This is a genomic window from Aquabacterium sp. (assembly GCF_035476535.1).
GTDB lineage: Bacteria > Pseudomonadota > Gammaproteobacteria > Burkholderiales > Burkholderiaceae_C > Pseudaquabacterium.
The window spans coordinates 1-13,200 of sequence record NZ_DATILJ010000186.1 but is presented as its reverse complement, the minus strand read 5'-3'; the positions used below and the strand labels follow the sequence as shown (position 1 = coordinate 13,200).

Annotated in this window: 11 protein-coding genes; 2 read left to right on the top strand and 9 right to left on the bottom strand. The window is 68.5% G+C overall.

The features are described from left to right. The 9 genes from VLK61_RS18470 to VLK61_RS18430 all read right to left on the bottom strand — a co-directional run. Positions 1 to 740: ABC transporter ATP-binding protein (locus tag VLK61_RS18470; RefSeq protein WP_325423090.1), on the bottom strand; the 740-nt coding region annotated here is incomplete at its 3' end. An 8-nt stretch (positions 741 to 748) separates the two neighbouring features. Further along, positions 749 to 2,593, bottom strand: coding sequence for a branched-chain amino acid ABC transporter ATP-binding protein/permease (locus VLK61_RS18465; protein WP_325423089.1), 1,845 nt, complete (start codon positions 2,591 to 2,593; stop codon positions 749 to 751). Beyond that, positions 2,590 to 3,645: a branched-chain amino acid ABC transporter permease gene (locus tag VLK61_RS18460; RefSeq protein ID WP_325423088.1), complete on the bottom strand. Its 1,056-nt coding sequence runs from the start codon at positions 3,643 to 3,645 to the stop codon at positions 2,590 to 2,592. Before VLK61_RS18460 ends, VLK61_RS18465 begins: the two co-directional genes overlap by 4 nt. A 42-nt stretch (positions 3,646 to 3,687) precedes the next feature. Continuing rightward, positions 3,688 to 4,845, bottom strand: a complete 1,158-nt coding sequence (locus VLK61_RS18455; protein WP_325423087.1) for an ABC transporter substrate-binding protein — start codon at positions 4,843 to 4,845, stop codon at positions 3,688 to 3,690. Between the two features lie 30 nt (positions 4,846 to 4,875). After that, positions 4,876 to 5,361 carry an aromatic-ring-hydroxylating dioxygenase subunit beta gene (locus VLK61_RS18450; RefSeq protein WP_325423086.1) on the bottom strand — a complete coding sequence of 162 codons (486 nt, stop codon included), beginning with the start codon at positions 5,359 to 5,361 and terminating at the stop codon, positions 4,876 to 4,878. Between the two features lie 4 nt (positions 5,362 to 5,365). Further along, positions 5,366 to 6,691, bottom strand: coding sequence for an aromatic ring-hydroxylating dioxygenase subunit alpha (locus VLK61_RS18445; protein WP_325423085.1), 1,326 nt, complete (start codon positions 6,689 to 6,691; stop codon positions 5,366 to 5,368). Further along, positions 6,688 to 7,422, bottom strand: coding sequence for an SDR family oxidoreductase (locus tag VLK61_RS18440; RefSeq protein WP_325423084.1), 735 nt, complete (start codon positions 7,420 to 7,422; stop codon positions 6,688 to 6,690). The genes VLK61_RS18445 and VLK61_RS18440 overlap by 4 nt, the downstream gene beginning before the upstream one ends. Continuing rightward, positions 7,419 to 8,213, bottom strand: a complete 795-nt coding sequence (locus VLK61_RS18435; RefSeq protein ID WP_325423083.1) for a cyclase family protein — start codon at positions 8,211 to 8,213, stop codon at positions 7,419 to 7,421. Before VLK61_RS18435 ends, VLK61_RS18440 begins: the two co-directional genes overlap by 4 nt. 717 nt (positions 8,214 to 8,930) lie before the next feature. Then, on the bottom strand, positions 8,931 to 10,406 hold the full coding sequence (locus tag VLK61_RS18430) for a helix-turn-helix domain-containing protein (RefSeq protein ID WP_325423082.1): 1,476 nt from the start codon (positions 10,404 to 10,406) through the stop codon (positions 8,931 to 8,933). Between the two features lie 147 nt (positions 10,407 to 10,553). Here VLK61_RS18430 and VLK61_RS18425 point away from each other — a divergent pair, with 147 nt between their 5' ends. Both VLK61_RS18425 and VLK61_RS18420 read left to right on the top strand, forming a co-directional pair. Next, positions 10,554 to 12,065, top strand: coding sequence for a CoA-acylating methylmalonate-semialdehyde dehydrogenase (locus VLK61_RS18425; protein WP_325423081.1), 1,512 nt, complete (start codon positions 10,554 to 10,556; stop codon positions 12,063 to 12,065). Positions 12,066 to 12,073: 8 nt separating this feature from the next. After that, positions 12,074 to 13,200: acyl-CoA dehydrogenase family protein (locus tag VLK61_RS18420; RefSeq protein WP_325423080.1), on the top strand; the 1,127-nt coding region annotated here is incomplete at its 3' end.

Genomic DNA, 13,200 nt, shown 5'->3' with positions numbered 1-13,200 from the left:
AGGTAGGTGGCCTGCACACGCGGGTCGCTGGCCAGCGCGCTGGACGCGCCGCTGAGCGCCACCTCGCCAGTCTCCAGCACGTAGCCGAGGTCCGAGCTGTCGAGCGCGGCACGCGCGTTCTGCTCGACCAGCAGGATCGCCACGCCGTCGCGGCGCAGCCCACGCACGATGGCCAGGATCTCCTGCACCACCAGCGGCGCCAGGCCCAGGCTGGGCTCGTCGAGCATCAGCAGGCGCGGCGCCGACATCAGCGCGCGGCCCAGCGCCAGCATCTGGCGCTCACCGCCGGACAAGGTGTCGGCGCGCTGCCGGCGGCGTTCGGCCAAGCGCGGGAAGCGGCCATGCACGGCATCGAGCCGGCTGCGCAGCGTGGCGCCCGACAAGCGCTTGGCATAGGCGCCGAGCATCAGGTTGTCCAGCACCGTCAGCTCGCCGAAGAGTTCACGCTTTTCCGGCACCAGGCACAGCCCACGCTCGACACGCGATTCGACATCCACGTCTGCCAAGTCTTCGCCATCGAAACGCAGGCCGCCGCGCGAGGGCAGCAAGCCCATCACCGCGCCGAGCAGCGTGGTCTTGCCGGCGCCGTTGGGGCCGATCACCGAGACGATCTGTCCCGGCATCAGCGACAGCGACACGCCGCGCACGGCTTCGACCTGGCCATAGGCGACGTGCAGGTCCGTGATCTCCAGCAACGGGCTCGTGGACGTGCCTGTGCTTGTACTGACGGGAGCACTCATCGATGCACTCATGACGCAGCCCTCGCCGGCTCAGCCGACTCGTTCGATGCGGACAAGGCTGCCGCCGGCTTCTCGACCGCCGTGCCCAGGTAGGCCACCTGCACTTGCGGATCGGCACGCACCGCAGCCGGCGTTCCCTCCACCAGCTTGGCGCCGAAGCTCATCACGACCAGCCGGTCCACCAGTTTCATCACGAAGTCCATGTCGTGTTCGACGATCAGGATCGTCACGCCTTCGTCGCGCAGCTTGCGCAGCAGATCGCCCAGCGCCTGCTTCTCCTTGCGGCGCAGGCCGGCGGCGGGCTCGTCCAGCACCAGCAGCACCGGGTCGGCGGCCAGCGCGCGCGCGATCTCCAGGATGCGCTGCGTGCCCAGCGGCAGGCTGCCGGCCAGCTCATGCGCGCGCGCGGCCAGGCCGATGCGCGCCAGCTGATGCCGCGCCTCGGCCAGGATCTGCGCCTCGGCACGGCGGTCCAGGCGCAGCCCGGCTGCCAGCACGCCGCCGCCGGCCCGCGCATGCGCGCCCAACGCCACGTTGTCCAGCAGGCTCATGTGCGGGCGCAGCTTCACATGCTGGAAGCTGCGCGCCAGCCCCAGCCGCGCCACGCGCTGCTGCGCCAGGCCGGTGATGTCGCGGCCGAGGAACTCGACGCGCCCGGCGCTCATCGGCGCGGTGCCGGTGAGCAGGTTGAACATCGTCGACTTGCCGGCGCCGTTGGGGCCGATCAGGCCGACGATCTCGCCGGCGCGCACATCGAAGCTGACGTCGTTGACCGCCACCAGGCCGCCGAAGCGCTTGACCGCGCCCTGGACCGACAGCACCGGCTCACCGCGCGTGGGCAGGCTGCGGCGCGGCAGCGGTAGGGCGGCGCTTGCGGGCCCTTCGAACGCTAACGCCTCAGAAGGCTGGAGGAACTTGAACCAGCGCAGCGCAAAACTCATCAGCCCGCCGCGCGCCCGATGCAGCAGCAGGATGAACAGCACCGCAAACGCCACGGCTTCCAGCTGGCCGGCGCGCGGCGACAGCAGCGGCAGCACATCCTGCAGGCCGTTCTTCAGGATCAGCACCAGTGCCGAGCCGATCAGCGCACCGCTCAGCTGGCCCAGGCCACCGGCCACGGCCATCAGCAGGTATTCGATGCTGGCCCGCACATCGAAGGGCGAGGGGCTGACGAAGCGGTTCATGTGCGCATACAGCCAGCCCGCCAGGCCGGCCAGCAGCGCCGCCAGCACGAACAGCGTCAGCCGCACACGGAAGGCATCGGCGCCGACGCTGGCCAGCAAGGTGGCGCCGCCGCGCAGGCCGCGCATCGCGCGGCCCGGCCGCGACTGCAGCAGGTTGTGGCTGAACCAGCAGGCCGCGCCCAGCAGCGCCCAGATCAGGTAGTAGATGGCGCGCGGGCTGGCCAGCGACCAGGGCCCCAGCTGCAGCGGCGGGATGTTGGACAGGCCGGTGTGGCGGCCCAGCGCATCCATGTTGCCGAACAGCAGCGCGATCGACAGCCCCCAGGCGATGGTCGACAGCGACAGGAAGTGGCCGCCCAAGCGCAGCGTTAGCGCGCCGATGGCCAGCGCCACCAGCCCGGTGAGCGCCAGCGCGAACAGCAGCCCCAGCCAGGGCGAGGCGCCCTGCGCGGTGGTGAGCCAGGCCGTGGCGTAGGCGGCGATGCCGACGAAGGCCGCCTGGCCGAAGGAGGTGGCGCCGCCCACGCCCGTCAGCAGCACCAGGCCCAGCGCGACCAGCGCGCCGATGCCGATGTCGTTGAGCAGCGAAACGGCGAAGTTGCCCAGCAGCCAGGGCGCAACGGCCAGCGCGGCGAGCACGCCCGCAAGAAGCACGCGACGCGGATTCATCGATCAATCTCCTCGGCTTCTTCTTCCACATGCCGGGCCATGAAGGAGCGCAGCATCAGCACCGGGATCAGCAGGCTGAACACGATCACGTCCTTCAGGGCGCCGCTCCAGAACGACGCGAAGCTCTCGACACCGCCCACCGCCAGCGCGCCGACGGCTGTCAGTGGGTAGCTGACCATGCCGCCGATGATCGCGGCGACGAAGGCTTTCAGGCCGATCAGGAAGCCGGAGTCGTAGTACATCGTCATCACCGGCGCCACCAGCACGCCGATCAGCCCGGCCAGCAGCGAGGCCAGCGTGTAGGCCAGCAGCGCGGTGCGCGCTGGGCGGATGCCGACCAGTCGCGCCCCGACGCGGTTGACCGCGGTGGCGCGCAAGGCCTTGCCGGCCACCGTGCGCTCGAACAGCAGGAAGAACATCGCGCTCAGCACCACCGCGGCGCCGATCATCAGCATCACCTGCGCGCTGAGCGGAAAGCCACCGGGCAGCGTCAGCGCACCGTCGGCCAGCGGCGCGGTGCGTGAACCCTCCGGGCCGAAGAACAGCAGGCCCAGGCCCGACAGCAGGAAGTGCAGCGCCAGCGAGACGATCAACAGCACCAGCACCGAGGCATCGGCGACCGGCTGCAGCGCCACGCGCGCCACCAGCGGCGTGATCGGCACCACCAGCGCCACGGCCACGGCGATGCGCAGCGTTGCCGGCACGCCGGGGCCGGAGATCGCCCAGGCCGCCAGGCAGGGCAGCGCCGGCAGCAGACCCCAGCCCAGCAGCGCCCGCGGAATGCGCCGGGCCTCGCCGCGCCGCAGCAGCGACGCCACCTCGACCCCCACCGCCAGCGCCGCCAGCGTCAGCACCAGGCCGATGGTGGCCGGCGTGCGGCCGGCCTCGAAGGCGGCCAGGCTCAGCGCCGAAAACGCCGCCACGTCGCCAAAGGGCACGAAGACCACGCGGGTCACCGAAAAGATCAGCACCAGCCCCAGGCCGGCGAGCAGGTACACCGCCCCGTTGGCCAGGCCGTCGATGCCCAGGATCAAGGCCACGTCCCAAGTCATGGTGCAGCTCCTGCAGCGGCGAGTCGTCGAGGGTGGTTCACGTCAGGGGACCAGCTTCCACTGGCCGTTGTCGAGCTTGACGATCACGCGGGCGCGGTTGTCCACGCCGTACAGATTGCCCGGCTTGAAGTTGTAGACCGCATGCGTGCCGATCACTTCCTTGCTGGTGAGGATGGCGTCGCGCAGAGCGGCGCGGAACTCGGGCGTGCCGGGTTCGGCCTTGGTGGCCGTGGCGGCGCGGGCTGCCGCGTCGGCAAAGATCAACCACGCATCGAACGAATAAGCCGAGAAGGCATCGGTGGTCGGCGCGTTGTTGACCTTCTGGAAGGCCGCGCGGAAGTCCAACGCCACCTTCTTGGTCGGGTAGTCGGCCGGCAGTTGCTCGGCCACGATCACCGGCCCGGTGGGCATCAGCGCGCCATTGCCCGAGGCGCTGGCCACGCGGATGAAGTCCGGGTTGATCAGCGCATGCTGGCCGTACACGCCGCCCTTGAAGCCACGCTCGGCCAGCGCCAGGAAGGGCAAGGCGCCCGGCGTGCCGGCGCCGCCGGTCATCACCGCATCGGGCCGCATCGCCACCAGCTTGAGCACCTGCCCGGTCACCGAGGCGTCGCCACGCGCATAACGTTCATTGCCCAGCACCTTGATGCCGGCCGGCTCGGCGGCCTTGTTCAGCGCGTTGAAGACCAGGTCGCCCCAGGCATCGGAATAGCCGATGTAGCCCACCGTCTTGACGCCATTGCGCTTCATGCGGTCGACCACCGCATCGATCATCAGCTGCGGCGGCTGCGCCACCGTCACCACCCAGGCGTTGTCGGCAGCGTCCATCAGCAGCGGGCTCAGGCCGATCATCGGCACCTTGGCTTCCTTGCCGACCTGGGCCATGGCCAGCGAGGCCGGCACGCCGGAAGCGCCCATCAGCACGTCGACCTTGTCCTCTTCGACCAGTTTGCGCGCATTGCGGCCGGCCGTGGTGGGATCGGAGGCATCGTCCAGCACCACCAGTTGCACCTTGCGGCCGTTGATCTCGGGCTTGAAGGCCAGCGCCGCCTGCATGCCCTTGGCGTACGGGATGCCGATCGACGAGTTCGGCCCCGACATCGACACGTTCAAGCCCACCTTCAGGTCGGCGGCCAGCGTGGCCGCGGCAAAGCCCAGGGTGGCGACGGTCAAGGCCGCGGTTCGGATCAAGGTATTCATGTCGGCTTCTCCGGTGGGTGGAACAACAGGTCAGGGAAAGAACTGGATCGCCGGCAAGGCGGCGCCGGGGTTCAGCAGATCGACGCGCTTCAGCACGATCTGCAAGCGGCCGCCGCGTCGCAGCAGGCGGTGGTGCACGGTGCCGGCGAGCATCAGCTGGTGCTCGCCGCGCGTTTCGATGTAGAGGAACGGGGTGTGCAGCTCATAACGCCCGATGTCATCGTCGGCCTGCAGCAACTGCGGCTGCTGCAGGATGTGCTGGCAGCGGCTCATCGGCTGCAGCGAATGCGCCCGCGGGTGCTTCAGCCGCTCGATGCGCAGCGCCAGCAGCAGCCGGTCCTCGTCGGCCAGCGCGTTGTGCGCCGCGCCCTCGGCCTGCTCGCTGCCCCGCAGCGGCACCCAGTAGCGGCCCTCGTCGGCGAACAGCGCCAGCCATTCGTCGAAGCGGCGCGCATCGATCAGCCGCGCTTCCTGGGCGATGAAGTCGAACAATTCGCGTTCGGTGGTGGTATCCATCGCCTCAGTCCTGCATCGTCAGCGTCATGAACTTCGCCCAGGCGCGGAACTGGTTGCGCATCAGCAGCTCGTTGGTGCCGTTGACGGTCTGCGTGCCGGCCTCCAGCTCGCGCGCATCGAAGTCGCGGTGCAGGCTGATCCAGTCATTGCCCTCGGCCTGCAGGCCTTGCTGCATGCTCTCGAACAGGTGCACGTCGTCGTGCGCCACCACCGACATCGGCGAGAAGACCAGCCGGTTGTAGGTCATCGCGCGCTCGAACAGGATGTCGGGCGCACCCTCGGCGCGAAAGCTCCAGGCCTCGATCAGCGTGCGGTCCACCGCCAGAGGGCGGATCACGCGGATGGCCTGCGGCGAGCTCTTCACCGCGAGGCTGGGGAAACACAGCGCGTTCTGCGGCGAGCGCTGCAGGATCTCGGTCGCGCGCGCTTCGCCGTGCGCCGCACGCATCGCCGCTTCATAGTCCGGCAGCTGCGCATAGCCTGAGTGGATGCTGAAGTTCACGCCCAGCACGCTGTGGCCGTTCGGGTAGACGCGGCCGCCCATGCGGTCGAAGAAGTCGTAGCCGGCGCCGAAGGGCAGGATCTGCTCCATCGCCATCGCTGACTTTGAGGCTCTTGGCGCATCGGCCGGCTGGCCCTGCCACAGCCGGTTGGCGGCAGCGGTGGCCGATTCATGCGTCGACATCGGGTGCACCGTGTCGTTGATGTTCTCCAAGTACATCTTCCAGTTGCAGTGCACGATGCTGCGCAGCACGCCGCCTTCGATGCGCAGCCGGCCCAGCGGCGAGCGGTCGGCCAGGTTGTCCAGGGCCTGCAGCGCGTCGCCGAGGTAGCCGTGGAAGTCCGGCCCGGCATCGCCGAGCTTGACGAACACGAAGTCGCGGTACAGCGCCACATGCCGCAGCGCGGCCATGCCCTGGCCGGACTCGCAGGACTTCAGGCGCGTGTTTTCGTAGCCGCTTTTCAGCGGGATCGCGAGCGGTGCACCGTCGAGCTTGTAGGTCCAGGCGTGGTAGGGGCAGCGGAAGAACTTGCCGGTGTTGCCGCTGGCATCGCTGACCAGCTGCGTGCCCTTGTGCGCGCAGCGGTTGGCCAGCACGCGCAGCGCGCCGTCGGCCTGGCGCACCAGCAGCAGCGGGCGTCCTGCGATCTGTACCGCCAGGTAGTCGCCGGCGGTCGGCACCTGGCTGGCATGACCCAGGTACTGCCAGGTGTTGGCGAAGAAGTGCTGCTGCTCCAGCGCAAACAGCGCCGGGCTCAGGTACAGGTCGCGGTGCACGCGGTCGTCCTGCACCAGCGCGGCGATGTCGGCAGCGCGGCAAGGCGTCATAGCGTCAGGCCGCCCACGCTACTGCCACCGCAGACGTACAAGACCTGGCCGGTGACGAAGCTGTTGGCCGAATCGGCGAAAAAGGCCACGGCCCGCGTGACATCACCCGGCTCACCAATGCGCTGCACCGGAATCGACGCGGCCAGCGCACGTTCACGCTCGCTGCCGGCCGGGATCACGTCGTAGAACATGTCGGTGTGGATCGGGCCCGGCGCGACGACGTTGACGGTGATGCCGTCGGCCGCCAGCTCCAGCGCCCAGGTGCGCGCCATGCCCAGCATGCCGGCCTTGGTGGCCGAGTAACTCGTGCGTGTAGCGGCACCCAGCGCGGCGCGAGAAGACAACAGGATCACGCGGCCGAAGCGGCGAGCGCGCATCGCCGGCAGCGCCGCCTGCAGCAGCTGGATTGCGCAGCCCAGGTGCAGCTCGACCAGTGCATCGAGGTCATCGAGCTTCACGTCGGCCAGCAGCGCGGGGCGGATCACGCCGGCGTTGTGGATCAGCGTCGTGATCTCGAAGCGCTGCGCCAGTTCGCGCGCCGCGTCGGCAGTCGCCTGGCGGTCGCTCAGGTCGACCTCGATGCTGTGCAGCTTCGCATGGTCGATGTCGCAGTGGCGGCGGGCCAGTGAGACCACCTCGTAGCCCTGCGCGAGCAGGTCTTCGCAGATTGCGCGGCCGATGCCGGCACTGCCGCCGGTGACGCAGGCGACCTTCGGTGCGCACGAATTCATGCGCCATCCTCCACCAGCGCCAGCACGCGCAAGGGCGAGCCACTGCCCTTCTGGATCTTCAGCGGCGGGCAGATCAGCACGGCGCCGGCGGGCGGCAGTTGATCGAGGTTGCACAAGCACTGCAGGCCGTAGCGGCCGGCGCCGTGCATGTAGTAGTGGCAGGGGTACGGCGGGCGCAGGTGGTAGCCCTGGCCGGCATCGGTGCCAATGGCCTCCGACCCGAAGCCCAACACATCGCGCTGTTCGACCAGGAACTGCACCGCCTCCGAACTCGGCCCCGGCGTGTGCTGGCCGGTCTCGTCGAAGTTCTGATAGGCCTCGGGGTCCTGGCGTTTCGACCAGTCGCTGCGCATCAGCACCCAGGCACCGGCCGGGATGCGGCCATGCGCGGTTTCGAAGCGCTCGATGTCGGCAACAGTCAGCAGGTAGTCCGGATCGGCCTTGACCTGCTCGGAGCAATCGATCACGCAGGCCGGCGCGACGAAGTGCTGCACCGGAATCGTGTCGACCGCGTTGTTCGGCAGCTCGCGGCCGGAAATCCAGTGGATAGGCGCATCGAAGTGCGTGCCGGTGTGTTCACCGCAGGAGAAGTTGTTCCAGTACCAGCCGGGGCCGCGCTCGTCGTAGGCCGACACCTCTTCAATGCGGAATGGCCAGCACTGGCCCATCTCGGGCGGCAGCGCGATCTGCGGGAAATCGGGCGTCAAGGTCTGCGTCAGGTCGATCACGCGGATGCGGCGGCTGGCCAGGGCGCTGGCCAGGGCCATCAGCACGGAGGGGTTCGTCGTCATGTCAATGGCTCCGACCTGTGTCGCACGGGTTGTGGTTTGTGGACCGAGATGCTGTGGATAGCCGGTTTCGGCCCATTGCGGTCGTTCGGTCGGGGGCGTCATTCGATGCCGGCGTACTTGGACGTGGCCGGGATTCCGCCCCGGCAGGCGGGTCACTTCTTTCTGCTGACCCAGAAAGAAGTAACCAAGAAAGAGGGTCTGAAAACCAAACGTTCATCAGTGCCTCCGTCACGCCAGCACGGAGGCACAACTGTGAACACGCCCCTGGCATTCTCAATACCCCGAACCGTCGGTCACCAGATTGGCACATGCCGCGCCCTGGCATTCGAAAGCAGGGCGCCGCTTTCACTGCTCGCCGGGCGCTTTGCGCCCATTCGTCCAGAGGCTTGCACGCTTTCGAATGCCAGCGTGTTGTCACTGCCAATCTGGTGACCGACGGTTCGGGGTATTAAGAATGCCACTGGGGAGCCGCCAGTGGCGCGGCTGCACTTCGCGTGCGGATGCACGAATGAACGTTTGGTTTTCAGGCGTTTTTGGTTCCTTTTGTCGCCGGACAAAAGGGACTCGCCTGCCGGGGCGAGACCCGGCTACTTGGCAGGTCTCAGCCCCCGGCCAAGGCGGAATCCCGGCGCAGTGCAAGGCAAAAGTCGCCACACCAGGCAACACAAGCCAATGACGGCCCTCGCCGAAGCAACAGCCAAAAAAAACGCCACCATCTCACCCCGCCTCGAACCGATAAGACACCAGCGACTCCGCATCGCTGTCCGCCACCAGCGCCTTGCCCGCCGGCGGAAACGCGCGCTGCACACAATCGGCCCGCGGGCAGACGCGGCAGCCAGGCCCGATCGGCATCACGTCGCGCGGCGCCTCGGTGGCGATGCCGTCGGCATAGACCAGCGCGGGCGCGTGCGACAGCTCGCAGCCCAGGCCGATCGCGAACAGCTTGCGGCTGGCCTTGAAGCCGCCGCCGCCGCGCTCGATGGTGCGGGCGATGCCGAAGAAGCGCGTGCCGTCGGGCATCTCGGCGACCTGGGTCAGGATGCGGCCGGGCTGCGCAAAGGCTTCGTGCACATGCCACAGCGGGCAGGCGCCGCCATGCCGCGCAAAGTGGAAGGCCGTGGCGCTCTGCCGCTTCGAGATGTTGCCGGCCTGGTCCAGGCGCACGAAGTAGAACGGCACGCCGCGCGCGCCGGGCCGCTGCAGCGTCGACAGGCGGTGGCACACCGTCTCGAAGCTGACGTGGAACAGCTGCTGCAGCAATTCCACGTCATAACGACAGCGGCGCGCGGCCTCCAGGAACGGGCCGTAGGGCAGCAACACGGCGCCGGCGAAATAGTGCGCGAAGCCTTGCCGCGCCAGCGCCTGCGAGGCGGCATCGGCGAAGCCGCCTTCGTGCAACTGCGCCTCCAGGGCATCGGCCTGCACCAGCAGCGCCCACTGCGTGGCGATCTGGAAGGCCTGTTGGGCATCGCTGAGCCCGCTGGCCAGGCTCAGGCGCTTGCGCAGCGGGTCGTAGCGGCGCAGCCAACGCGTGCTGCCCGGCGCCGCATGAGGTGCTTCGTCCGCCGCGCCGGCCACGGCCACGCCGCAGCGTTCCCGCAGCGCCGCCTGCAGTGCCACGGCGCGCTGGCCCGGGCTCAGCGCCAGCTCGTCGGCCAGCGCCTCGGCCGCGCGGTCCAGCGCATCGAGGTAGTTGTTGCGGCGGTTGAAATGGTCGCGCACCTCTTCGTGCGGCAGCGGCACTTGCGCCTCACGCAGGCGGCCGTCGCCAAGGTCGGCGCCCAGTTCGCCGTAGAAGCGGTCCACCGTTTGGGCATGCTCTTCCTGCAGCCGGCTGTGGCGTTGATAAAGCGTCAAGAACGCGTCCACCAGTTCCGGCGCCTGCTCCACCAGGCGGGCCAGCGCGGCCGGCGGCAGCGGCTCGGCGCGCAGCCCGCGGTCGTGCAGCGCGCTGTCCAGCTCGGCCAGCTGGCGCTTGTCCTGTTCTTCGGAGAACTGCGCCACGTCGCCGCCAAAGGCCTCGGCCAGTTTCAGCAGCACGCCGGCGGTGACCGGGCGCTGGTTGTTCTCGATCTGGCTGACATAGCTCAGCGACAGCGCCAGCCGCTGCGCCAGCGCGCCCTGGCTCCAGCCCTGCGCTTCGCGCAGGCGCCGCACGCGCGGCCCGACGAAGAGTTTGCGCACGCTGCTCATTTCACAAACTTCGCAAAATCAGTCATGGTGTTGTGAAGACATTTGCAGATTTTCCTTTTCACATCAACAGTTTATGGCGTGTTGTGAAGCTTGTGGATAGATTCTGTGTGAACGAACTCAGCGCACCGCGCTGCCGAAAGCTCCACCATGACCAACCCCTCACCGCCCACCGTGCCCTTGCTGATCAACGGCGAATTCGTCACCTCGCGCAGCACCCAGTGGCGCGAGGTGGTGAACCCGGCCACGCAGCAGGTGCTGGCCCGCGTGCCGCTGGCCACGGCCGATGAAGTGCAGGCCGCAGTGGCCGCGGCGCAGGCCGCTTTTCCGGCCTGGCGCAAGACGCCGATCGGCCAGCGCGCGCGCATCTTCCTGAAGTACCAGCAGTTGATCCGCGAGCAGGTCAAGGACCTGGCGGCGATCCTGACGGCCGAGCAGGGCAAGACCCTGGCCGATGCCGAAGGCGATGTGTTCCGCGGGCTGGAAGTGGTGGAACATGCCGCCGGCATCGGCAACCTGCAGCTGGGCGAGCTGGCCAACAACGTGGCCGGCGGCGTCGACACCTACACCTTGCTGCAGCCGCTGGGCGTGTGCGTGGGCATCACGCCCTTCAACTTCCCGGCGATGATTCCGCTGTGGATGTTTCCGATGGCAATTGCCTGCGGCAACACCTTCGTGCTCAAGCCCTCCGAGCAGGACCCGATGAGCACCATGCGCCTGGTCGAGCTGGCCATCGAGGCGGGCATTCCGCCCGGTGTGCTCAACGTGGTGCACGGCGGCGAAGACGTGGTCAATGCCATCTGCGACCACGCCGACATCAAGGCCGTGTCCTTCGTCGGTTCCACCCGCGTGGGCACGCATGTCTACCACCGTGCCTCGCAGGCCGGCAAGCGCGTGCAATGCATGATGGGTGCGAAGAACCACGCCATCATCCTGCCCGACGCGCACAAGGAGCAGACGCTGAACAACCTGGTTGGCGCCGCATTCGGTGCGGCTGGCCAGCGCTGCATGGCGGTCTCGGTCGCGGTGCTGGTGGGCGAGGCGCAAAGCTGGATCCCCGAGTTGGTCGAGCGCGCGAAGAAGCTGTCGGTCGGCAACGGCGCGCTGGCCGGCACCGATGTGGGCCCGCTGATTTCCTGTGCCGCGAAGGACCGCGTCGAAAGCCTGATCGCACAAGGCGAAGCCGAAGGCGCCAGGCTGGAGCTCGATGGCCGGCTGCCTGCGCTGGCCGGTGCCGCGGGTGAAGGCAATTTCGTCGGCCCTACCGTCTTCTCGGGCGTGAAGCCCGGCATGGCGCTGTACGAACAGGAAATCTTCGGCCCGGTGTTGTGCATCGCAGAGGCGGCGAGCCTGGACGAAGCCATCGAGCTGATCAACGCCAACCCCAATGGCAACGGCACGGCGCTGTTCACCCAGTCGGGCGCGGCGGCGCGCAAGTTCCAGGAGAACGTGGAGGTCGGCCAAGTCGGCATCAACGTGCCGATCCCGGTGCCCGTGCCGCTGTTCTCGTTCACCGGCTCGCGTGCTTCCAAGCTCGGCGATCTCGGGCCCTATGGCAAGCAGGTGGTGCTGTTCTACACGCAGACCAAGACCATTACCGAGCGCTGGTTCGACGACAGCAGTGTTTCGACGGGCGTGAATACGACGATTAGTCTTCGCTGAAGCACGCCATGGACTTCGAACTGTCCGAAGACCAGCGCGCGTTTAGGCAAAGCGCTCGCGATTTCGCCATCGGCGAATTCGCGCCGCACGCCGCGCGCTGGGACGCCGAGAGCATCTTTCCGCGCGAGGCATTGGCCGCCGCGGGCCGGCTCGGGTTTTGCGGACTCTATGCCGATGCGCGCCATGGCGGCCTCGGGCTGTCGCGGCTGGACGCGACGATGGTGTTCGAGGAGCTGGCCGCGGCCTGCCCGTCGACCACGGCCTATCTCACGATCCACAACATGGCGAGCTGGATGGTCACGCGCTGGGCGCAGCCAGCGGTAGCGGCTGCCTGGGGGCCGGCCCTCGCGGCCGGCGCGAAGCTCGCGTCGTATTGCCTGACCGAGCCCGGCGCCGGCTCGGACGCCGCAGCGCTGCGCACCACGGCGCGGCGCGAGGGCGGCCACTACCTGCTCAATGGCGGCAAGGCCTTCATCTCGGGCGCGGGCGCCACCGACGCATTGGTGGTCATGGCCCGCACCGGCGGCGAGGGCGCGAGCGGCATCTCGGCTCTGCTGGTGGCGGCCGACAGCCCCGGCATCGCCTTTGGCCGAAAGGAAGAGAAGATGGGCTGGAACAGCCAGCCCACGCGCGCCATCGCGTTCGACAACGTGCTGGTGCCGGCCGGGCATTTGCTGGGCCAGGAAGGCGAGGGCTTTCGCATCGCCATGAAAGGGCTGGACGGCGGCCGCATCAACATCGCCACTTGTTCAGTGGGCGCGGCGCAGGGCGCGCTGGACGCGGCGCGGCGCTACATGCACGAGCGCAGCCAGTTCGGCGCCAAGCTCAACAGCTTCCAGGCCCTGCAGTTCAAGATCGCCGACATGGCAACCGAGCTGGTGGCCGCGCGCCAGATGGTGCGCCTGGCCGCCTCCAAGCTCGATGGCGGCTCGCCGCAGGCCACGGTGTACTGCGCCATGGCCAAGCAGCTGGCAACCGACATCGGCTTTCGCGTGTGCAACGAGGCGCTGCAAATCCACGGCGGCTACGGCTACACGCGCGAGTACCCGCTGGAGCGCTACCTGCGCGATGCCCGTGTGCACCAGATCCTGGAAGGCACGAACGAAATCATGCGCGTGATCGTCTCGCGCCGCCT

Coding starts and splice junctions, on each gene's coding strand:
- VLK61_RS18465 (WP_325423089.1), bottom strand. CDS start 2,593: ATGAATCCGCGTCGCGTGCTTCTTGCGGGCGTGCTCGCCGCGCTGGCC.
- VLK61_RS18460 (WP_325423088.1), bottom strand. CDS start 3,645: ATGACTTGGGACGTGGCCTTGATCCTGGGCATCGACGGCCTGGCCAAC.
- VLK61_RS18455 (WP_325423087.1), bottom strand. CDS start 4,845: ATGAATACCTTGATCCGAACCGCGGCCTTGACCGTCGCCACCCTGGGC.
- VLK61_RS18450 (WP_325423086.1), bottom strand. CDS start 5,361: ATGGATACCACCACCGAACGCGAATTGTTCGACTTCATCGCCCAGGAA.
- VLK61_RS18445 (WP_325423085.1), bottom strand. CDS start 6,691: ATGACGCCTTGCCGCGCTGCCGACATCGCCGCGCTGGTGCAGGACGAC.
- VLK61_RS18440 (WP_325423084.1), bottom strand. CDS start 7,422: ATGAATTCGTGCGCACCGAAGGTCGCCTGCGTCACCGGCGGCAGTGCC.
- VLK61_RS18435 (WP_325423083.1), bottom strand. CDS start 8,213: ATGACGACGAACCCCTCCGTGCTGATGGCCCTGGCCAGCGCCCTGGCC.
- VLK61_RS18430 (WP_325423082.1), bottom strand. CDS start 10,406: ATGAGCAGCGTGCGCAAACTCTTCGTCGGGCCGCGCGTGCGGCGCCTG.
- VLK61_RS18425 (WP_325423081.1), top strand. CDS start 10,554: ATGACCAACCCCTCACCGCCCACCGTGCCCTTGCTGATCAACGGCGAA.